This is a genomic window from Streptosporangium pseudovulgare, assembly GCF_014648055.1.
Lineage (GTDB): Bacteria > Actinomycetota > Actinomycetes > Streptosporangiales > Streptosporangiaceae > Streptosporangium > Streptosporangium pseudovulgare.
This window is the reverse complement of the sequence record NZ_BMQJ01000019.1, coordinates 124,183-143,900: the sequence shown is the minus strand read 5'-3', so window position 1 is coordinate 143,900 and position 19,718 is coordinate 124,183. Positions and strand designations below refer to the sequence as shown.

Sequence of the window (19,718 nt, the reverse complement as noted above, 5' to 3'; positions counted from 1 at the left end):
GTTCGTTTCGTTGTGCCTTTATTCTTTCAGACCGGCTTTTTCGTGTCAAACCGCTCTTTCGGAGCGACTTTCATCGATTTCGCCGACCCGAAGGGAATTCGGGCCGCCTCTTTCGGAGGCAACCCCTCAAACTTACCAGCCTCTGAGTGGCTCTGCGAACCGATCTCCGCGGCGGTGCGTTTCAAGGGGATATCGGGGAACACGGTGCAAGCCACGCCGAAGTCACCGAAGTGATTGGAGTGGTTTGGCCGGTCCCTGCCGACCACGAAAGATTAGCAGTCCTCGCGGACCGCTTGAGCCGTAACGGCCGAACATCTCCCCGCGCTGAACCGAACCGAGCCGAACGGAGCCGGACCAAGCGGGTTGGACCAAGCTGGTCGGACCAAGCGGGTCGGACCAAGCGGGTCGGACCAAGCGAGCCGGACCAAGAGGAGCCGAGCCGTGACAGCCGAACCGCCCTCCGGAGAGTGCCCCGGAGAAGATCCCGAACCACCGGCCGCGCCCCGGCCCCACCGGAAGACGCGCCCTCTTTCCCAGAAACCCCCAGAAACCCTCAGAACCCCCGGGAACCCCTGAAGGCCTCCGGAAGGAACCCCCGCGGGGAAGCACCGGAGGGAAGCGTCGGACCCCCGGGGACGGGTCCGGCGGGAAACATAGACTCGGCGGGGTGAGCAGTCAGATGCCGCCCAAGGCGAAGAAGGTTCCCAGCGAGCGCGTACACCACGGGGACACCGTGATCGACGAGTACGCGTGGCTGACGGTCAAGGACGATCCCGACACGATCGCTTACCTCGAAGCGGAGAACGCCTATACGGAGCAGGCGACCGCTCATCTCAAGCCCCTGCAGGAGACGATCTTCCAGGAGATCAAGGGCCGGACGCTGGAGACCGACCTCTCGGTCCCCAGCAGGAAGAACGGCTGGTGGTACTACTCGCGGACCGAAGAGGGCAAGCAGTACGGCATCCAGTGCCGGGTGGCGGCCACCGGGGAGACGCCGCCCGAGCTGAAGGCCGGCGAGCCGCTTCCCGGTGAGGAGGTCCTCCTCGACGGCAACGAGCTGGCCGGAGACAGCGACTTCTTCGCCATCGGCACCAGTGCGGTCAGTCCCGACGGGACCATGATGGCCTACTCGGTGAACTTCACCGGCGACGAGCGCTTCACCCTGAGGGTGAAGAACCTCACCACCGGGGAGATCCTCCCCGACGAGATCCCGGGCATCTTCTATGGCGGCGCCTGGTCGGCGGACGGCACCGCCTTCTTCTACACGACGGTGGACGAGAGCTGGCGGCCGTACCGGGTCCATCGGCACACGATCGGCACCGCGGCCGAGGACGACGTGCTGGTCCATGAGGAGACCGACGAGCGGTTCTGGCTGGGCATCGGCCTCAGCCGCAGCGAGCGCTACCTGATGCTTGCGGCCGAAAGCAAGATCACCAGCGAGGTCAGGATCCTGGAGGCGGACGACCCCACGGGGGAGTTCCGCGTCGTACGGCCCCGTGAGACGGGCGTCGAGTACGGCGTCGAGCACGCCGGCGACCGCTTCTTGGTCCTGCACAACCGGAACGCGGAGAACTTCGAGCTGGCCACCGCCCCGCTCGACGACCCCGGCACCTGGACCCCGCTGATCGAGCACCGTGCCGACACCCGGCTGCTCAACGTCGACGCGTTCCAGAGCCACTCCGTCGTGCACTTCCGCCGGGACGGCCTCACCGGCATCCGCATCCTCCCGGGGGACGGCGAGCCGTACGAGATCTCCTTCCCCGAGCCGATCTACGACGTCGGGCCCGCCGGCAACCCGGAGTTCGTCACCGAGCGGCTGCGCCTGGGTTACACCAGCATGATCACCCCTGCGTCGGTCTACGACTACGACCTGGCGACGCGTGAGCTGATCCTGCTGAAGCGCAAGCCGGTGCTCGGCGGTTACGACCCGGACGACTACGAGCAGTTCCGCGAGTGGGCGACGGCCTCCGACGGCACCCGCGTCCCCATCTCGATCGTGGCCAGGAAGGGCACCGAGCGGCCCGCGCCCACCCTCCTGTACGGCTACGGCAGCTACGAGGCGTCGATCGACCCGTCGTTCTCGATCCCCAGACTCAGCCTGCTCGACCGGGGCTTCGTCTTCGCCATCGCGCACATCCGGGGCGGCGGCGAGATGGGCCGCCGCTGGTACGAGGACGGCAAGTTCCAGAAGAAGAAGAACACCTTCACCGACTTCGTCGCCGCCGCCGAGCACCTGAAGGCCGAGGGGTGGTCGAGCTCGATCATCGCCCGGGGCGGATCGGCCGGCGGGCTGCTGATGGGGGCGGTGGCCAATATCGCGCCGGAGAGCTTCGCCGGCGTCGTCGCCCAGGTGCCGTTCGTGGACGCGCTCAACACGATCCTCGACCCGTCGCTGCCGTTGACGGTGATCGAGTGGGATGAATGGGGCGATCCCCTGCACAACGCCGACGTGTACGAGTACATGAAGTCGTACACGCCGTACGAGAACGTGGACGACCGGGTCTATCCGCCGATCTTCGCGATCACCAGTCTCAACGACACCCGGGTCTTCTACCACGAGCCCGCCAAATGGGTCGCGAAGCTCCGCGACATCGCACGGGGCGGGCCGTTCCTGCTCAAGACGGAGATGGGCGCCGGCCACGGCGGACGCAGCGGCAGGTACGACGCCTGGCGTGAGGAGGCTCTCGTCCTCTCCTGGATCCTCGACACGGCCAAGGTGACCAAGTGACGTACATGGCGGCGGATGACCGCTACAACGGACGGCAGCCCTACAACAGGGTCGGCAGGAGCGGGCTGAGGCTGCCCGCCGTCTCGCTGGGCCTCTGGCACAACTTCGGCGACGACAAGCCCTTCGAGACCCAGCGGGCCATCCTGCGCCGGGCGTTCGACCTGGGGGTGACCCACTTCGACCTGGCCAACAACTACGGCCCGCCGTACGGCTCGGCGGAGACCAACTTCGGCCGGCACATGCGGGAGGACTTCGCGCCGTACCGCGACGAGCTGGTGATCTCGACGAAGGCCGGGTACGACATGTGGCCCGGCCCCTACGGCGAGTGGGGGTCGCGCAAGTACCTGCTCGCCAGCCTCGACCAGTCGCTGAAGCGGATGGGCCTGGACTACGTCGACATCTTCTACAGCCACCGGTTCGACCCGGACACCCCGCTGGAGGAGACGATGGGCGCGCTGGACCACGCGGTCCGGTCCGGCCGGGCGCTGTACGCGGGCATCTCCTCCTACTCGCCGGAGCACACCGTCGAGGCTGCGCGGATCATGCGGGAGATGGGCACGCCGCTGCTCATCCACCAGCCGTCCTACTCGATGCTCAACCGGTGGATCGAGGGCGGGCTGCTCGACGCCCTGGAGCGGGAGGGCATGGGCTGCATCGCGTTCTCGCCGCTGGCCCAGGGCATGCTGACCAGCCGCTACCTCGACGGGATTCCCGAGGGGTCGCGGGCCTCGCTGGGGAGGTTCCTCACCCCCGAGATGCTGACCGAGGAGACGATGCGGCACGTCCGCCGGCTCAACGAGATCGCCCTGGGGCGGGGGCAGACGCTCGCCCAGATGGCGCTCTCCTGGGCTCTGCGCGACAGCCGCGTGACGTCCGTGCTGATCGGCGCGAGCAGCGTCGGGCAGCTTGAGGACAGCCTCGGGGCGGTGCGGAACCTGTCGTTCACCGACGACGAGCTCGCGGCCATCGACAAGGACGCGGTCGAGGCGGGCATCAACATCTGGGCCCGGTCGAGCGAGGCCTGACCTCCCGGCGCCCGGGACGGCGGTCCCGGGCGCCGGGGGGCCTCGGGTACGGGCTCCTCCGGGCAGGGCTCACGGAGGTGCCTCGGGTACGGGCTCCTCCGGGCAGGGCCCGCGGAGGGGCGCCGCGCCGGACCCGCGGACGGTGGGCGTCCGCGTCCCGGGACCGGGGCCCGCCGGACGGGCGGGAGCGTCCTACAGCGCCTCGTGCCGCTGGAGGTAGGCGAACGAGGCCCATCCGGGCAGGACCGGCAGCCAGAAGGTGAACAGCCGGAACAGCAGCACGGCCGACGTGGCGATCTCCTTGGGCAGGCCGGCGAGGGTCAGGCCGGCCGCGAGGGAGACCTCGACGGCGCCGAGACCGCCGGGGGTGGGGGCGGCGGAGCCGATGGCGTTGCCGGCGAGGAAGACGATCGCCACGGCGGTGAAGTCGAGGGATCCGCCGAAGGCCCGGATGGAGGCGTCGAGGCAGGTCACGAAGAAGATGGTCAGCAGGAGCGTGCCGGCGAAGCCCTCGAAGAGTTTGCTGGGCGTCTGCAGGACGTCCAGCAGGCGCGGGACGACGCCCGAGAACAGGCTGCGGACCCGGGAGGTGACCAGCCTGCGCAGCCGCGGGACTCCCAACACGACCAGCGTCACGAGGGCGACGGCCAGCAGCGCGAACACCAGGGTCCGCGAGGGCGTGAACGACTCGGCGGTCCGGGAGCCGGTGACGTAGGCGAACAGCAGCAGCAGGCCGATGTGGAAGGCCAGACCGATGACCTGCGAGGCGCCCACGCTGGCCACCGCCTGCCCCGGCGGAATGCCGCGTTTCTGCAGGTAGCGGGTGTTGATGGCGACACCGCTGACCGCGGCGGGCGCGACGAGCTTGACGAAGGACCCGGCGAACTGGACGAGCACCGTACGGCCCAGCGGCAGCTTCTCCGGCACGAAGCCCTTGAGCATCAGGGCCGCGGCGAGGTAGCTCAGCATCGCGGCGGCGAGCGCGACGACGGTCCAGCCCCACTTGGCGGAGCTGAGGACGTTCAGGTTGATCTGGCTGAGCGAGCCGACCAGGAAGTACGCGGCGACGGTGCTGGCGATGATCGTGACGAGGGTCCGCGGGCGGAAGCGCTCCAGGCGGACCTCCTCGCTCTCCACCTTGGGGGCGAGCTCGACGATCCGCTCCCGGATGGCCGGCAGCAGGCCCTTGTTCCGGTTGAGCGCCGCCCGGGTCTCGCGGGTGAGCGCGATGGGCTGCAGCAGCGGCAGCGCACCGGCCAGCACGCCGGGCCCGGCGACGGTGGCGGCGGCGTCGACCGCGCGCTCGGCGCCGACGCGCAGGCTGAGGTAGGTGAGGAGCTGGGCGACGTCGAGGCGGAGCAGCAGGTCGCCGGCGGCGATCTCGCCGCTGCGGGCGTCCGTGAGGACGATGCGACCCTCGTCGTCGACGTGGATGCTGTCGCCGGTCAGCCTCCGGTGGGCGAGGCGCTGGACCTGCAGGAGCAGGACCTGCTCCCAGATCTGGGCGAGCAGGTTGTCGTCGATCTCCTCGTCGGGGATGTCGTCGAGGGGGCGGGTGGGGACGTGCGCGTAGGCGAGCAGCGCCGCCTCGGTGCCGATCTCGCTGGTGCCGACGAGGCGGGGTGTGCTGGCCCCGGCGGCCTGGGCGGCGTACGCCATCAGGGCCTCGCGCTCCAGCTCGGCGCGGAGCGAGCGGATGGCGCGGCGGCGGGTCTCGCTGTTGAGCCTGATCCGCCGCCAGAGCCGGTAGAGCAGCCCGGCGACCTGGCGGTCGCGGTCGAGGACGGTGACGTCGAGGCGGTTGCCGTCCTTGAGGTCGACGGCGTAGCGCCTGCTGCTCTGGTGGTCGTCGTCCATCCGCCGGGCCTTGACGGGCTGGAAGCCCAGCTTGCGGAGCGTGGTGATGACCGCGCTGCCCGGCGGGCGGGTGTTGGGGCTGCCCAGGCCGTACAGGGTGGCGTAGCCGACGGCCAGGCCGACGAGGAGGGAGACGGCGACGCCGAGGAGGGTGGCGGCGCTGCCGGCGAAGAGCGCGATGGTGTTGAGCGCGACCGCGCTCCACAGGGCCGCGCGCCAGGTGGGGCGGCGGGAGATGCGCACCGCGGTGACGTAGGCGATGACCGAGGTGACCAGCGTGTTGAGCGGCTCGATGTCGCCGCGGCCGTTGGTGAACAGGAACCGCAGTTCGGCGGAGCCGAACTTGATGATCCACTCGCCGAGGGCGAAGGAGAGGACCATGCCGGCGATGGCGGCGAAGACGCCTTCGGCGACCCGCAGGCCGTCGCGGTGGAGCACCCGCTCGATGGCGTAGGCGGCGGGGACGCCGAGCATGGCGGCCCCGCTCAGCACGCCCACCACGCCGCCGAGGAGGAACGGCAGGTGGTTGGTGCTGTCGGCGACGTCGCCCTCAAGACCGTTGAGCGTCTTCTGCGCCACGAGCGCGAGGAGCACCACGGCCGCCAGCACGATGACCGTGGCGAGGAAGCGCAGCAGGTCGGAGGGGCGCCGGATGCGCTGCGGGAGCAGCGGCTCGATGACGAGCACGGCGGAATCGCCGTTCGCCGGGGGCCTCTCATCGCCGGCGGACGGCGCTTCTCCGTGCTCTCTGATTTCGGTCACCACCCGCGATTCTGCACGTTCTCCATTGCTGTTGCGTCATCGATCTTCATTACGGATACGTCACCGATCTTCCTTTCGTGCCGGCGCCCGGAGCCGTGAACACCGCGTCGCAGGGGCTTCCGGCCGTCCGGCGGATGGCTTCCATTCTGCTGTGCGGAACCGGAAAAGAAGCCCCGCCGTCCGCCGTACGGGATCCCGGCGGCTACCGGCGGGGCCGAATGGATCATGAAAGGCACGTTCCAGGCCCGGCTTCCCGCGCGCCTACGCCGTCGGAGACGACCCGTCAAGTAGGGAGGGGGGAACGCCCCGAACGCTGATTCGACTCCGCTCGATAACGAATGTCGGAGCGGTCTTTAAAGATCAAGATTGTCCGGACTACGTTCTGTCCCATCGCGATCACGGGGGATTTCCGGCACCACCGTTGTTCTCCAAAGGAGTCCGCATGCGCGCACGCGCGTCGAGGGGTCTGGTAGCCGCGGTCACCACCGCGGCGGCCGTGGCCCTGCCCGTCGTCTCCGCCGCCCCGGCGAGCGCCGATCCGAACCCGGCGGGGCTGAGCCGTTCGGTCAAGGTCCCGTCCGTCAAGCAACACCTGGTGAAGTTCCAGCAGATCGCCGACGCCAACGGCGGCACCCGGGCCTCGGGCACCCCCGGCCACGAGGCCTCGGTGTCCTACGTCGCCGGCGAGCTGCGCGCCGCCGGGTACGACGTGACCCTGCAGGAGTTCGAGTTCCCGTTCTTCCGCGAGATCACCCCGACCGTCATGGAGCGGGTCTCCCCCGCGGCGAAGACCTACGCGCGCAACACCGACTTCAGGGTCATGACCTACTCCGGCTCGGGGAGCGTCACGGCCCCGGTGCAGGGCGTGGACCTGACGCTGCCGCCGAGCCCGACGCCGAACAGCTCGTCCTCGGGGTGCGAGGCGAGCGACTTCGCGGGCTTCACCGCGGGCAACATCGCCCTGATGCAGCGCGGCACCTGCAACTTCCAGGTCAAGGCCGAGAACGCCCAGGCGGCCGGGGCCTCGGGTGTGATCATCTTCAACGAGGGTCAGCCGGGCGAGGGCACCAACGACCGCCGGACCCTCCTGAACGGCACACTCAACGAGCCCACCACCCACATCCCCGTCGTCGGCGCCACTTTCGCGGCCGGCAGCGAGCTGGCCGCGACCGGGACGACGGTGCGGCTCGCGGCGAGCACCGAGAGCGACCTGCACCGCAAGACCCGCAACGTCATCGCCGAAAGCCGCAAGGGCGACCCGGGCAAGGTCGTCATGCTGGGCGCCCACCTCGACAGCGTCCCCGAGGGGCCGGGCATCAACGACAACGGCTCGGGCAGCGCGGCCGTCCTGGAGACCGCGCTGCGGGCGGGCCACCTGCCCACCCGCAACCGGCTCCGCTTCGCCTTCTGGGGCGCCGAGGAGCTCGGCCTGCTCGGCTCCGAGCACTACGTGGACGGCCTCTCCGCCGAGGAGAAGGCCCGGATCAAGCTGTACCTGAACTTCGACATGATCGCCTCACCGAACTACACGCTGGGGATCTACGACGGCGACGACTCCGACAAGACGGGCGCCCCGGCGGGCCCGGCGGGATCGGACGAGATCGAGAAGCTCTTCGAGACGTACTACCGGACGATCCGCCAGCCGTACGTCGGCACCGACTTCACCGGCCGGTCCGACTACGGCCCGTTCATCGCGGTGGGCATCCCGTCCGGCGGCCTGTTCACCGGCGCGGAGGGCGTCAAGAGCCCCGAGGAGGCGGCCAAGTTCGGCGGCCAGGCCGGGGTCGCCTACGACAAGTGCTACCACCAGGCGTGCGACACCATCGCCAACATCAGCGACAAGGCGCTGACGATCAACACCGGCGCGGTCGCGACGGCGGCGTTCGTCTACGCCTACAGCCGCGACCTGCCCGGCGGCGGCACGCCCGCCGCCACCCGGGCGGGTACCGGGGGCGGCGGCCTCGGGGCCGACCACGACCACGGCGGCGTCTCGAAGTGACCCGCGGGGGCGTCCGGATGACGTGTCCGGGCGTCCCGGAGCTCCGGGTGTCCCCGGGTGACGCGCAGGGGTGTCCCGGGGTGGCCCGCGAGGGCGCCCCGGGATGACCCGGGAGGGGCAGGGGGGTACGGCCACGCCGGCCGTACCCCCCTTCTGCGTCCGCGGCTAAAGTCGGAGCCATGTCGCTGGGTGATATGGGTGAACTGCGTGTTCTGGGGGCATGTCCGCTGGACTGCCCCGACACGTGCTCATGGGTCGTGACGGTGCGGGACGGCGAGGCCGTCGGGATGCGGGGCAACCCCGACCAGCCCTACACCCGGGGCGCGCTCTGCGTGAAGGTCAACCGCTACCTGGAGCAGGTGAAGTCGCCCGAACGCATCCTTTCCCCGCTGCGCCGTACCGGTCCCAAGGGATCGGGGGAGTTCGAGCGGATCACCTGGGACGAGGCCCTGGAGGAGATCTCCGTACGGCTGCGCCGGATCGTCGACGAGCACGGCGGCGAGGCGATCTGGCCGTACCAGGGCACCGGCACGCTCGGCTACATCCAGGGTGTCGAGGGCGAGGCGGGGCGCCGGTTCTGGAACGTGCTGGGCGCCTCCCGGCACGTCGCGAACATCTGCTCGGCCGCCGGCAACGCCGGCCTCACCGAGATCAACGGCACGCCCGGCGGGATGGACCCCGAGACGTTCGCGCTGTCGAAGCTGATCCTGCTGTGGGGCACCAACACGCTGACCAGCGGCCACCACCTGTGGAAGTTCATCCAGGACGCCCGCGCGGACGGGGCGCACGTGGTCGCGATCGACCCGATCCGCACCCGCACCGCCGACCAGGCCGACGAGTACCTGCCGATCCGGCCCGGCACCGACGCGGCGCTGGCGCTGGGGCTGCTGAACGTGGTCCTCGCCGAGGGCGCGGAGGACCGCGACTACCTCGCCCGGCACACCGAGGGCTGGGAGGGCTTCCGCGAGGAGATCCTCCGCCACCCCCCGGAGCTGGTCGCGGAGATCACCGGGCTGCCCGAGTCGGACATCCGGGCCCTGGGGCTGCGGCTGGCGCGCACCCGGCCCACCGGCATCCGGGCCACGATGGGCATCCAGCGGCACGCCGGCGGCGGCGCCGCGCTGCGCGCGATCGCCGCCATCCCGGCGGTGACCGGCGACTGGCGCCGTCCCGGCGGCGGGGTCGCCTACTCCACCAGCGGATACATCCACCTGAACATCGACACCCGCGACGACCTGCTCGCCCGGCCGGTGCGGCGGCGGACGATGACCCGGCTGGCCGACGAGCTGGACGAGTCGGTGAAGTGCCTGTGGGTCTACGGCGCCAATCCGATGGCCTCCACCTCCGACCAGAACCGCATCCGCGAGCGGCTGCTGCGCGAGGACCTGTTCACGGTCGTGATGGAGCACTTCCCCACCGACACCGTCGACTACGCCGACATCGTGCTGCCCGCGACCATGCAGATCGAGCACACCGACCTGCACGCCGGCTACGGGCACATGTACCTGATGTGGAACGAGCCCGCCGTCCCGCCGCCGGGCGAGTGCCTGTCGACGATGGAGACGTTCCGCCGGCTGGCCCGGCACATGGGCCTGACCGAGCCGTCGCTGTACGACTCCGACCTTGAGCTGGCCGAGCAGCTTCTGTCCTCCGGCCACCCGTCGCTGGCCGGGATCACGGTGGACCGGCTGCGCAAGGAGGGGTGGGCCCGGCTGAACGTGCCGCGGCCGTTCACGCCGTTCGCCGACGGCTTCCCCACCCCCTCGGGGAGGCTCCGGTTCGGCTCCGGACCCGCCTACGTCCCCCCGCGCACGGCCTCGGCCGCCGAGGGGCCGTACCCGCTGACGCTGGTCACCCCGGCCGCGCACATGTTCCTGAACAGCACCTTCGGCAACAACCCCGAGCTGCTGCGGCGCTCCCGGGGCCCCCGGGTCCTGGTCAACCCGGCCGACGCCGGACCGCGGGGGCTCGTCGACGGGCAGCGGGCCCGGGTGTTCAACGACGTCGGCGGGTTCGAGGCCGTGGTGGAGATCAGCGACCGGGTACGGCCCGGCGTGGTGGCCGCCACCAAGGGCCACTGGCGCAAGTTGAGCGCCGGAGGCTCGACGGTGAACGCCGCGGTGGAGGCGCGCGACGCCGACCTGGGCAGGGGCGCCGTCTACCACGACAACCTGGTCGAGATCAGCCCGAGTGCTTCGTGACGAACGCCGTGATCGCCTGGAGCGCCTTGTCGCTCTGCCCGGCGGTGAACAGGGCGCTGGCGTGCTCCCGGCCGTTCAGCACGAGGAGCTGGCGGTCGGCCGATTTCTTCGCCTCCTGGTAGACGGCCTGCGCCAGTTCGAGCGGGGCGGTCGAGTCCTCGTCGGCGGTGACCTGGAGGAAGGGCGCCTTGAGGGCGGTGACGTCCCCGGGCTGGGTCGTGCCGCCGGAGACGCTGATGACCCCGGCCACCGGGAACTTCAGCCGGCCGGCCGCGAGCACGGACTGCCGCGCGCCCATCGAGCCGCCGATCAGGAACACCTTCTCGACGCCCGCGTCGTGCAGCCGCCGGGCCATCTCCACGGTGTCCTTCTCGGGGTTCACCACGTCGTTGCGGTCGAACAGCAGGACGCGGCGGCCCTCGGCGACCAGCCGCTCGGCCAGCGGCAGCCAGTCGCACACGGTGCCGCGGCGCTCGTAGGAGACGACCGCGCCGACCTTCCCCTTGCCCATGATCACGCCCTTGGTGGCGGTGCTGTCCCGGGTGTACTTGAAGATCTCGCCCATGTCCGCGGTGACGCAGCCGGCGATGTTCTCCCCGGTGGGGCTGGGGCTGGAGTTCGGGGTCGGCGGGCCGGCCGGGGTCGGGCTCGCCGCGGCGCTCTCCGTGGCGCTCGCGGCGGCGCTCGTGGTGGCGGCCGGGGCCGCCTCCGGGTCGCCGGTGTTCCCGCCGCAGGCCGCCAGCAGCATGGCCAGGGCACCCAGCCCCAACGCGTGTCGTCTCATATCGCCCGTCCCGTCGGCTCGTGTCGTTAGCGGTGGGGACGAGGATAACGATCAACTCAGGGCGAGCTTGTATCCCTCGTGGGAGGCGACGAAGCCGAGCGAGTCGTAGAACCGGTGGGCGTCCTTGCGTGTCTTGTCGGTGGTGAGCTGGACCAGCGCGCAGCCGCGGGCGCGGCCCCGCTCGACGGCCCACTCCATCATCCGGCGGCCCAGCCCCCGGCCGCGCAGCGGAGCCGCGACGCGGACCGCCTCGATCTGCAGCCGCAGGGCGCCGCGCCGGGAGATGCCGGGGATGTAGGTGAGCTGCATGGTGCCCACCACCTCGCCGTCCAGCTCGGCGACGACGAGCTCGTTGCCGGGGTCGGCCTCGATGGCGTCGAAGGCGGCGCGGTGCTCCTCGCCGAGCTCGCCGGTGCGGGCGGCCGCGATGGCGTCGTCGGCGATCAGGGACACGATGGCCGGCAGGTCGCCGGGCCGGGCGAGGCGGAATTCCACGGACATGGCGATCAACCTACCGGGTCGGGAATCCGGCGAATCCGCAGGGTACGGGGGCATGAGCCCGCGGGGGCGGAGCGCGAAGGCGCAGGGCGCGGGGTCAGGGTCGAAATCAGGGTCTCTCCCCGATGCGGGCAGGGGGACTCGGGAGGCACCCTGGGTGCATGAGCAACGAACTGACTCGACGTGACGAGATCTCACTCGCCGGAGCCGCCCTGCACGGCGCGCCCTGGAAGGCCGCCGCGGTGACCGGCGGCACCGCCGCGGCCGTCAGCTTCGGCCTCGGCGTGATCCTGCCGGGAAGCGCCGACCTGACCTGGGCGCTGTCGCTGGGCATCGTCCTGTTCAGCCTGGTCACCGCCGTCGGCGCGGTCTCCAGGCCCGAGAGGGGCGACCGGGTGACCCGGCAGGCCCGGCTCTGGGCCCTGCGCCACCCCTGGCGTTTCTCGCTCTACCCGGCGCTCGGGGCCGCCGCGCTCATGTATCCGGTCCAGCTCGTCGTGGACGGCGAGGGCGTGTTCGGCGCGGCGTTCGACGCGCTCCAGGGCGGCGTCGCGGTGTACCTGATCACCGCGTTCCTGGCCCTGGTCTTCCGGGGACGGGGCCGCGAGCACCGCTCCCTGCCGTACGGCGGCTGAGCGCGGGCGCGTCCCCACCGCACCCGGCCGCCGGCCTTCCCGGTACGGCTCGCCGGCCTTCCCGGTACGGCCCGCCGGCTCGCCCGGTCGGATCCGTCCGGCCCGTCCGGCCTGTCAGGTCCGCCCGGTCCTCGTGGCGAGCGGGAAGCGCTCAACCGCCGGTGGACGGCGGCGCGCCCACCGCCTCCGCCGCCGCCTTCAGGCGCTCCAGGGTCCGCAGCATGTCGGCCCGGTCGCGGGCGGCCCGGTCGCGGACACCGGAGACGAACCCGCCCAGCAGGCGCATGACCGGGCCACGGGTGTCCCAGGTGCTCTGCTCCACGTGGCAGCCGGTCCCGGAGGGAGTGATCTCGAAGCGCCGGATCGCCACGTCCAGCAGGCCGCCCGCGCGGACTCCGTAGGCGAAGACCCGGTGGGGGTCGGCGACGGTGACCGTGCAGAGCGTGGCCCACCGCCGCCGGCCGTTCCTGTCGCGCCCGCGGAACCTCGCGCCGGGCCGCGGCTCGCGGATCGGGCCGACCCATTCGGCGCTCCCGCACTCGACGTTCCAGCCGCTCATGTCCGTGACATCGGTGACGAGCTCGTAGACCGTCTCGGGCGGCGCCGAGACATGGATGCTCACGGACGCGCTCGGGGGGCTCATGACCGCAGCATTCCTGAGCGAACATCATTCCGGCAAGACCCGCCGCCGTGCGGGGACCGGCCGCCCTTGAGACCCCGGGCCGTCGCGCATTCCGGGCCGTCGCGCGTGCCGCGGGACCGGTGTCAGGACCTCTCGTACTCGGCGCGGCAGACGCAGAACTCGTTGCCCTCGGGGTCGAGCATGGTCACCCAGCCCCTGCCGTCGGGGGCGCGCCGGTCGTCGTGGACCGTGGCGCCGAGCTTCACCAGCCGCTCCACCTCCTCCTCGCGGGTGGTGCCGTCGGCCCCGGTGACGTCCAGGTGGACGCGGTTCTTGACCGTCTTGCCCTCGGGGACCTTGATGAACAGCAGGCTGGGCGTGCCCTGCACGAGGACTTCGTCGTCGCCGGCGCTGCCGTCCGGGTGGATCGGCCACCCGGTGGCCTGGCTCCAGAAGGTCGCCAGCTCGTACGGCTCGGCGCAGTCGAAGGTCACATAGGGGATCTCAATCATGCCCCACACCTAACCGCGACACCGCCTAAGCCGTCAAGCAGGTTACGCGGCGCGCCGGAGCCGGGTACCGGGGCCAGGCGCGGGCACTCGCCGTACCGGCCGGGACGACGGCCCCGCCGTACCGCGGGCGGCCCGGCGCGGCCGTCAGACCGTCTCCCACCAGACCGTGAACCACCGCTCGCGCGGGAGCGGCCACATGCCCAGGGCGACGGCGGCCCCGGCGACCTCCCCCATCCGGTCAGGGGCGAGGCAGAGCCGCCGGCAGGCGCTTTCGGCGAGCTCGTCCAGCGACGCGTAGCGGGGCAGCGGAGCCGCGTGGGACTCGTGGCGGACCTCGTGACCGAGCGCCCCGGCGACGGCGATCAGGTCGTGCGCCGTCGGCCGGGCGGGGCGGGGCAGGCCGTGGAAGTGCCGCCACAGCGGGGTGAGCCAGCTCATCGGGTGGTGCTCGGTGAGCTCCAGGACGACCCGGCGCCGGGCGTGGCCGGTCAGCTCGGCCAGGAACGCGGCCAGGTCGGGCACGTTGTAGACGACGTGGGCGGCGACCGCGACGTCGGCCACCGGGGTGCGGTCGGCCACGTCGGGCCAGCGGCCCGGCACCGTCCGGACCGGGACGCCGAGTCGTTCGGCCCGGGGTGTCAGCTCGGCCAGCATCCCGGCGGAGACGTCCACCGCGACCAGTTCCCCCAGGCGGCCGGCCAGCGGCAGCGAGGCCGCCCCGGTGCCGGCGCCGACGTCGAGCACGCTCCCCGCGGCGGGCAGCGCCTCGGCGATCCTGGCCAGGGACGGGCCTTCGGGGACGGCGAGCGCGTGCTCGGTGCGCTGGGCGAACCGCGCCGGGGAGTGTCCCCAGGGGCTCACCGGGGCCCGTCTGAGGATGTGCTCGGGGATGTCCCACCGCGCGAGGTCGGCGCGCCACCGCCCGTCCACCGGCCGCCCGTCCACCGGCGGCTCGCCCGCCGGTTCCCGCCCGCCCGTCCCGCCGTACGACTTCGTCATGTCCCGACAGTACGGCGGCGCTTCCGGCAGGGCGGAGCTCGGAAGGTCCCCCGGGTAAAGGGTCTCCCCAGGATGTGTGACAAACGTCCCATCATTGCCGTTTTTTAGGGGTTACTCGCGGGTAGCATTGTCGGTAAGGTTACTGGCGAGTATGCAAGCGTCCCGGTTCACCCGTGTGAAGGAGCCGACCCCATGGGCCACTACAAGAGCAACATCCGTGACCTGGAGTTCAATCTCTTCGAAGTGTTCGGGCGCCGGGACATCCTGGGCAGCGGTCTGTTCGCCGACATCGACGAGGACGTCGTGCGCAGCGTCCTGGACGAGGTGAACCGCCTCGCCTCCGGCGTGCTGGCCGACTCTTTCGAGGAGGGCGACCGCAGGCCCCCGGTGTTCGACCCGGCCTCCGGCACCGTCACCATGCCGGAGGGTTTCAAGAGGTCCTTCGCCGCCTACCGTGACGCCGGCTGGACCAACCTCGGCCTGCCCGCCGAGCTGAACGGCCCCGGCCTGCCCAACAGCGTCAACTGGGCGCTGGCCGAGCTGGTGCTCGGCGCCAACCCGGCCATCTGGATGTACTCCAGCGGCCCCGCCTTCGCCCACGTGCTGCACACGATCGGCACCGAGGACCAGAAGCGCTTCGCCGAGCTGGCCATCGAGCACCAGTGGGGCGCCACGATGGTCCTCACCGAGCCCGACGCCGGCTCCGACGTGGGCGCCGGCCGCGCCAAGGCCGTGCAGCAGCCCGACGGCACCTGGCACATCGAGGGCGTCAAGCGCTTCATCACCAGCGCCGAGCACGACATGGCCGACAACATCTTCCACCTCGTGCTGGCCCGTCCCGAGGGGCACGGCGTCGGCACCAAGGGCCTGTCGATGTTCCTGGTCCCGAAGTACCACGTGGACCTTTCGACCGGCGAGCTGGGCGAGCGCAACGGCGTCTACGTCACCAACGTCGAGAAGAAGATGGGCCTGAAGGTCTCCACGACCTGCGAGCTCACCTTCGGCGAGAAGCACCCGGCCGTCGGCACGCTGGTCGGCGACGTGCACCAGGGCATCAAGCAGATGTTCATGATCATCGAGCACGCCCGCATGATGGTCGGCACCAAGGCGATCGCCACCCTCTCCACCGGCTACCTGAACGCCCTGGAGTACGCCAGGCAGCGGGTGCAGGGCTCCGACCTCACCCAGATGGCCGACAAGTCCGCCCCGCGCGTGACCATCATCCGCCACCCGGACGTCCGCCGCGAGCTCATGCTCCAGAAGTCGTACGCCGAGGGCATGCGCGCGCTGGTCCTGCTGACCGCGACCTACCAGGACGCCGTGCAGATCGCCGGGTTCGAGGGCCGCCGCGACGAGCACGCCGAGGCCATGAACGACCTGCTGCTCCCGCTGGTCAAGGGCGTCGGCTCCGAGCGCTCCTACGAGCTGCTGGCCCGCTCGCTGCAGACCCTGGGCGGCTCCGGCTACCTGCAGGACTACCCGATCGAGCAGTACATCCGGGACGCCAAGATCGACTCCCTCTACGAGGGCACCACCGCGATCCAGGGCATGGACCTGTTCTTCCGCAAGGTCATGCGCAACCAGGGCGTCGCCCTCGGCACGATGTACGGCGACATCAAGGCGTTCGCCGCCTCCGACGCCGGCAACGGCCGACTCAAGGAGGAGCGCAAGCTCCTCGGCGAGGCCGCGGACGAGGTCAAGGCCATGGCCGACACGATGGCCGGCTGGGCGATCTCCTCGCTGGAGACGCCGCAGGAGGTCTACAAGGTCGGCCTCAACACCACCCGGTTCCTGCTCGCCCTGGGCGACGTGGTGATCGGCTGGCTGCTGCTGCGCCAGGCCGAGGTGGCCCTCAGGGCGCTCGGCGAGTCCGACCGGGACAGGGCGTTCTACACCGGGAAGGTCTCGGCGGCCTCGTTCTTCGCCCAGACCGTCCTGCCCCGCATCGCGGCCGAGCGCCGGGTGCTCGCCGCGACGGACCAGGACCTGATGGAGCTGCCCGAAGAGGCCTTCTGATCCGCTGATCACGGCCTTCCGAAGACGCCCCGCTCCCGCGGCAGGCGGTGACGGGGGCGGTCCCGCTCACGGGACCGCCCCCGTCCGCGTTCCCGGACCCTCCGCCCCGGGCCTTTTCCGGTCCTCCGTTCCCGGGCCTTCCGGGCGGGCGCGCACCGCGCCGGTGGTGGGATCGCGCGGGAAGGGGTATGAGGGAACGCAGACGCTCTCTTTGCCTGATCACTACCTGTGTCCGGAGGGTCCGATGGGTGTCGGGGTCAGCATTTTCTTCCTCACGATCGGCGCCATCCTCCGGTTCGCCATCGAGCCCGACGTCCTCGGCGACAACGTGCACATCGACGTCATCGGGGTGATCTTCATGATCGTCGGCGCCGTCGGGGTGGTGCTGAGCGTGGTGCTGGCGCCCCGGCGCGGGGCGACGTCGGAGGGCCGCCTGATGCACCGGGAGAACCACCCGCCGGAACTGTGACGGCGCGGTCAGACGACGTACTGCACGGCCGCCCGTGAGGCCAGGATCGGCTTGATGTGCTCGGCGATCACCGCCTGGTGGACCGGGTGGTCGCGGTAGACCAGGTAGTCGTCGAGGCTGTCGAAGTCCGCGACGACCGCGAACTCGTGGTTGCCCGGGTTCACGCCCGCGTCGGCTCCGATGGCGTAGGCGCGGATCTCCGGGATGATCCCCGGGAGCCGGCCCAGCTCGGTCGCGATCGCGGCCTTCTGCTCCTCGGTGGCCGTCTCGGACCAGGTGAACAGCACGACGTGGCGGAACATGGTCTTCCCTTCGCTCGGATGCCCCGCCAGCGTACGGGCCGGGCCCTCCGCGGCCCTCCGGCGGCCCTCCACGGTTCTTCCGCGTTCACGCCCTCTGGCTCGGCATGCGGGCTCGCCGTACTACCTGTCCGAAATGCATGCATATCTGCTATTTATTTGGTATTTATACACATCTGTGCGCCTTTGCCAAGCCATAAGTGGTTTGCGGTGACTTGATCGCTCCGCCTCCGGCACGCTGTGAACTGTCCAGCAATCCAGGAGGACGGATCACGTCTTCTCGTGGAATCGGAGGACCGCATGAAAAGCAGAACGGCCGCCTCGTTCGTCACTGGCCTGATGGGCGCCGGGCTCGTCGCGGGAGCCCTCGTCGCCGGGCCCGCGCAGGCGTCGTCCTCGACCACCACTTCGACCCCGGCCGTCCAGGGAGTCACCGCGTCCAGCTTCGTCACCGGGTGCGGCTGCTGCCGTCGCGGCTGCGGTTGCCGCCGCTGCGGGTGGCGGTGCGGCGGCGGCTGCGGCGGCGGCGGCTGGGGCTGGGACAACTGGTGGTAAAGGCCCGCGGCGCCCGATAGGCGCCTGAGAACCGCACGGCCGGAAAGGCGTGCCCGCCTTTCCGGACCACATGGAAAAACCGCCCCAAGAAACGGCCGGGGAGGTTTCGGTTCATCGTTTTACGGGGTGGAATTTCCCAGGATCGAAGCCCCGCCGCGGGCCCGTCCCCTTTTCTCCGGGGACGGGCCCGCGCTTCGCGGGAACCGGCCTTCCCAAAGGGCTCAGCCGGCTTTATGACTTTCGGCCGATTTTACGGGATCAGCCCCAGGCGAGCATGCGGAGCGGGTCCTCCAACATGGCCCCGACGTCGCGCAGGAAGAGCGAGCCGAGCTCCCCGTCGATGACCCGGTGGTCGAAGGAGAGCGCGAGCGTGCAGACCCTGCGGGGCACGACCTGCCCGTCCACCACCCAGGGCAGGTCCCTGACCTGGCCGAACGCCAGGATCGCCGACTCGCCCGGGTTGAGGATCGGGGTGCCCGCGTCCACGCCGAACACGCCCACGTTGGTGATCGTGATCGTGCCCCCGGACATGTCGGCGGGCTGGGTACGGCCGGCCCTGGCCGTCTCGGCGAGGGAGCCGATGGCCCGGGCGAGGTCCGGCAGCGACAGCTCGTGCGCGTTCTTGACGTTGGGAACGAGCAGACCGCGCGGGGTGGCCGCGGCGATGCCGAGGTTCACGTAGTGCTTGACCACGATCTCCTGGGCTGCCTCGTCCCACATCGAATTGATCATCGGGTACCGCCGCGCGGCGACGAGCACCGCCTTGGCCACCAGCAGCAGCGGCGAGACCTTGACCTCGGCGAAGTCGGGCAGCGCCCGGAGGCGCGCCACGGCCTCCATCGCGCCGGTGACGTCCACCTGCAGGAACTCGGTGACGTGCGGCGCGGTGAACGCCGAGGCCGTCATGGCCTGCGCGGTCGCCCGGCGCACCCCCTTGACCGGGATCCGCTCCTCGCCGCCGCGCGCGGCCGGAACCGCCTGCGCGGCCGTCCGCGGGGCCGTACGGCCGGCGTCGGCCGCCGCCTCGACCGCGGCGTGGACGTCCTCCCGGGTGATCGTGCCGTGCGGCCCGGTCGGGGGAACGGTCGCCAGGTCGACCCCGAGGTCCTTGGCGAGCTTGCGTACCGGGGGCTTGGCGAGCACCGCGGCCCGCCGCGCCGCCGGGCCCGCCGCCGAACCCGTGGGCGGCGTCTCCCGGACCGCGGGCTCCGGCGCCGGACGCGCGGGGACGGCGGGAACGGCCGGGGCCGCCGGAACGCCTCCCGAAGCCGGCAGAACCGCCGGAGCCGCCGGAGGGGCGGCCGGGGCGACCGCGGACGAGGCCGCCGGGGAGCCCGCCGAGGGCTTCCGGGGGCGGCGGCGGGCCGCGCCGGGCTTGACGCCGTACCCGACCAGGACGGGCTGGCGCTTCTCCGTGGACGGCTCGTCCGCCGCGGCGGGCTCGGGCACCATGTCCTCGGCCAGGGCCTCCGCGCGGGCGCCGGCCGTACCCTCGCCCACGGCCGGGGCGGCGGGGCCGGAGCCGTCGTCCACGGAGATGATCGGCCTGCCGACGTCGACGGTCTCGCCCTCGTCGGCCATCAGGGCGGTCACCACGCCCTCGAACGGGCAGGGCAGCTCGACGACGGCCTTGGCCGTCTCGATCTCCACGATGATCTGGTTGACCTTGACCGGGTCGCCGGGCTTGACGTGCCAGCGGACGATCTCCGCCTCGGTCAGGCCCTCGCCCACGTCGGGGAGCTTGAACTCCTTCATCC

General features: G+C 71.3%; 17 protein-coding genes. 9 read left to right on the top strand and 8 right to left on the bottom strand.

What is annotated here, in order from left to right; genetic code table 11:
* From IEZ10_RS39420 to mgrA, 3 genes are all read left to right on the top strand, one after another.
* Positions 1–234: hypothetical protein (locus IEZ10_RS39420; protein WP_229811828.1), on the top strand; the 234-nt coding region annotated here is incomplete at its 5' end.
* A gap of 433 nt (positions 235–667) precedes the next feature.
* Positions 668–2,728: a S9 family peptidase gene (locus IEZ10_RS31175; protein WP_189250089.1), complete on the top strand. Its 2,061-nt coding sequence runs from the start codon at positions 668–670 to the stop codon at positions 2,726–2,728.
* Between the two features lie 5 nt (positions 2,729–2,733).
* On the top strand, positions 2,734–3,753 hold the full coding sequence (gene mgrA, locus IEZ10_RS31170; RefSeq protein WP_444545403.1) for an L-glyceraldehyde 3-phosphate reductase: 1,020 nt from the start codon (positions 2,734–2,736) through the stop codon (positions 3,751–3,753).
* 192 nt (positions 3,754–3,945) lie between these two features.
* Here the strand turns inward: mgrA and IEZ10_RS31165 are convergent, their stop codons facing one another.
* Entirely contained in the window at positions 3,946–6,372 is a 2,427-nt protein-coding gene (locus IEZ10_RS31165; protein WP_229811827.1) for a lysylphosphatidylglycerol synthase transmembrane domain-containing protein, read from the bottom strand.
* A gap of 442 nt (positions 6,373–6,814) precedes the next feature.
* Between IEZ10_RS31165 and IEZ10_RS31160 the strand changes: the two genes are divergently transcribed.
* Together IEZ10_RS31160 and IEZ10_RS31155 are read left to right on the top strand one after the other, a co-directional pair.
* Positions 6,815–8,371: a M28 family metallopeptidase gene (locus tag IEZ10_RS31160; RefSeq protein ID WP_189250087.1), complete on the top strand. Its 1,557-nt coding sequence runs from the start codon at positions 6,815–6,817 to the stop codon at positions 8,369–8,371.
* A gap of 179 nt (positions 8,372–8,550) precedes the next feature.
* Complete coding sequence (locus tag IEZ10_RS31155; protein ID WP_189250086.1) at positions 8,551–10,572, top strand: molybdopterin-containing oxidoreductase family protein; 2,022 nt, start codon at positions 8,551–8,553, stop codon at positions 10,570–10,572.
* Here the strand turns inward: IEZ10_RS31155 and IEZ10_RS31150 are convergent.
* Both IEZ10_RS31150 and IEZ10_RS31145 read right to left on the bottom strand, forming a co-directional pair.
* Positions 10,553–11,356: an alpha/beta hydrolase gene (locus tag IEZ10_RS31150; protein ID WP_189250085.1), complete on the bottom strand. Its 804-nt coding sequence runs from the start codon at positions 11,354–11,356 to the stop codon at positions 10,553–10,555. The two genes, IEZ10_RS31155 and IEZ10_RS31150, sit on opposite strands and share 20 nt — an antisense overlap.
* A 51-nt stretch (positions 11,357–11,407) precedes the next feature.
* Complete coding sequence (locus tag IEZ10_RS31145) at positions 11,408–11,857, bottom strand: GNAT family N-acetyltransferase (RefSeq protein ID WP_189250084.1); 450 nt, start codon at positions 11,855–11,857, stop codon at positions 11,408–11,410.
* Positions 11,858–12,015: 158 nt separating this feature from the next.
* On the opposite strand from IEZ10_RS31145, the gene IEZ10_RS31140 reads away from it, so the two are divergent.
* On the top strand, positions 12,016–12,489 hold the full coding sequence (locus IEZ10_RS31140) for a hypothetical protein (RefSeq protein ID WP_179822490.1): 474 nt from the start codon (positions 12,016–12,018) through the stop codon (positions 12,487–12,489).
* Positions 12,490–12,640: 151 nt separating this feature from the next.
* Here the strand turns inward: IEZ10_RS31140 and IEZ10_RS31135 are convergent, their stop codons facing one another.
* The 3 genes from IEZ10_RS31135 to IEZ10_RS31125 all read right to left on the bottom strand — a co-directional run bounded on the left by IEZ10_RS31135 (position 12,641) and on the right by IEZ10_RS31125 (position 14,622).
* The gene (locus IEZ10_RS31135; RefSeq protein WP_189250083.1) at positions 12,641–13,132 is read right to left on the bottom strand and encodes an SRPBCC family protein; all 492 of its coding nucleotides are present in this window, start codon (positions 13,130–13,132) and stop codon (positions 12,641–12,643) included.
* 122 nt (positions 13,133–13,254) lie between these two features.
* The gene (locus IEZ10_RS31130) at positions 13,255–13,623 is read right to left on the bottom strand and encodes a VOC family protein (protein WP_189250082.1); all 369 of its coding nucleotides are present in this window, start codon (positions 13,621–13,623) and stop codon (positions 13,255–13,257) included.
* A 144-nt stretch (positions 13,624–13,767) separates the two neighbouring features.
* Positions 13,768–14,622, bottom strand: a complete 855-nt coding sequence (locus tag IEZ10_RS31125) for a class I SAM-dependent methyltransferase (RefSeq protein ID WP_229811826.1) — start codon at positions 14,620–14,622, stop codon at positions 13,768–13,770.
* A 192-nt stretch (positions 14,623–14,814) separates the two neighbouring features.
* On the opposite strand from IEZ10_RS31125, the gene IEZ10_RS31120 reads away from it, so the two are divergent.
* Entirely contained in the window at positions 14,815–16,638 is a 1,824-nt protein-coding gene (locus IEZ10_RS31120) for an acyl-CoA dehydrogenase (RefSeq protein WP_189250081.1), read from the top strand.
* A gap of 244 nt (positions 16,639–16,882) precedes the next feature.
* Positions 16,883–17,107, top strand: coding sequence for a DUF6458 family protein (locus tag IEZ10_RS31115; protein ID WP_179822481.1), 225 nt, complete (start codon positions 16,883–16,885; stop codon positions 17,105–17,107).
* A gap of 8 nt (positions 17,108–17,115) precedes the next feature.
* On the opposite strand, the gene IEZ10_RS31110 is transcribed toward IEZ10_RS31115, so the two are convergent.
* The gene (locus IEZ10_RS31110; RefSeq protein WP_189250080.1) at positions 17,116–17,409 is read right to left on the bottom strand and encodes a Dabb family protein; all 294 of its coding nucleotides are present in this window, start codon (positions 17,407–17,409) and stop codon (positions 17,116–17,118) included.
* Positions 17,410–17,706: 297 nt separating this feature from the next.
* Between IEZ10_RS31110 and IEZ10_RS31105 the strand changes: the two genes are divergently transcribed.
* Entirely contained in the window at positions 17,707–17,961 is a 255-nt protein-coding gene (locus tag IEZ10_RS31105; RefSeq protein ID WP_189250079.1) for a hypothetical protein, read from the top strand.
* A gap of 258 nt (positions 17,962–18,219) precedes the next feature.
* Here the strand turns inward: IEZ10_RS31105 and IEZ10_RS31100 are convergent, their stop codons facing one another.
* Entirely contained in the window at positions 18,220–19,716 is a 1,497-nt protein-coding gene (locus IEZ10_RS31100; RefSeq protein ID WP_189250078.1) for a dihydrolipoamide acetyltransferase family protein, read from the bottom strand.
* Between the last annotated feature and the right edge of the window lie 2 nt (positions 19,717–19,718).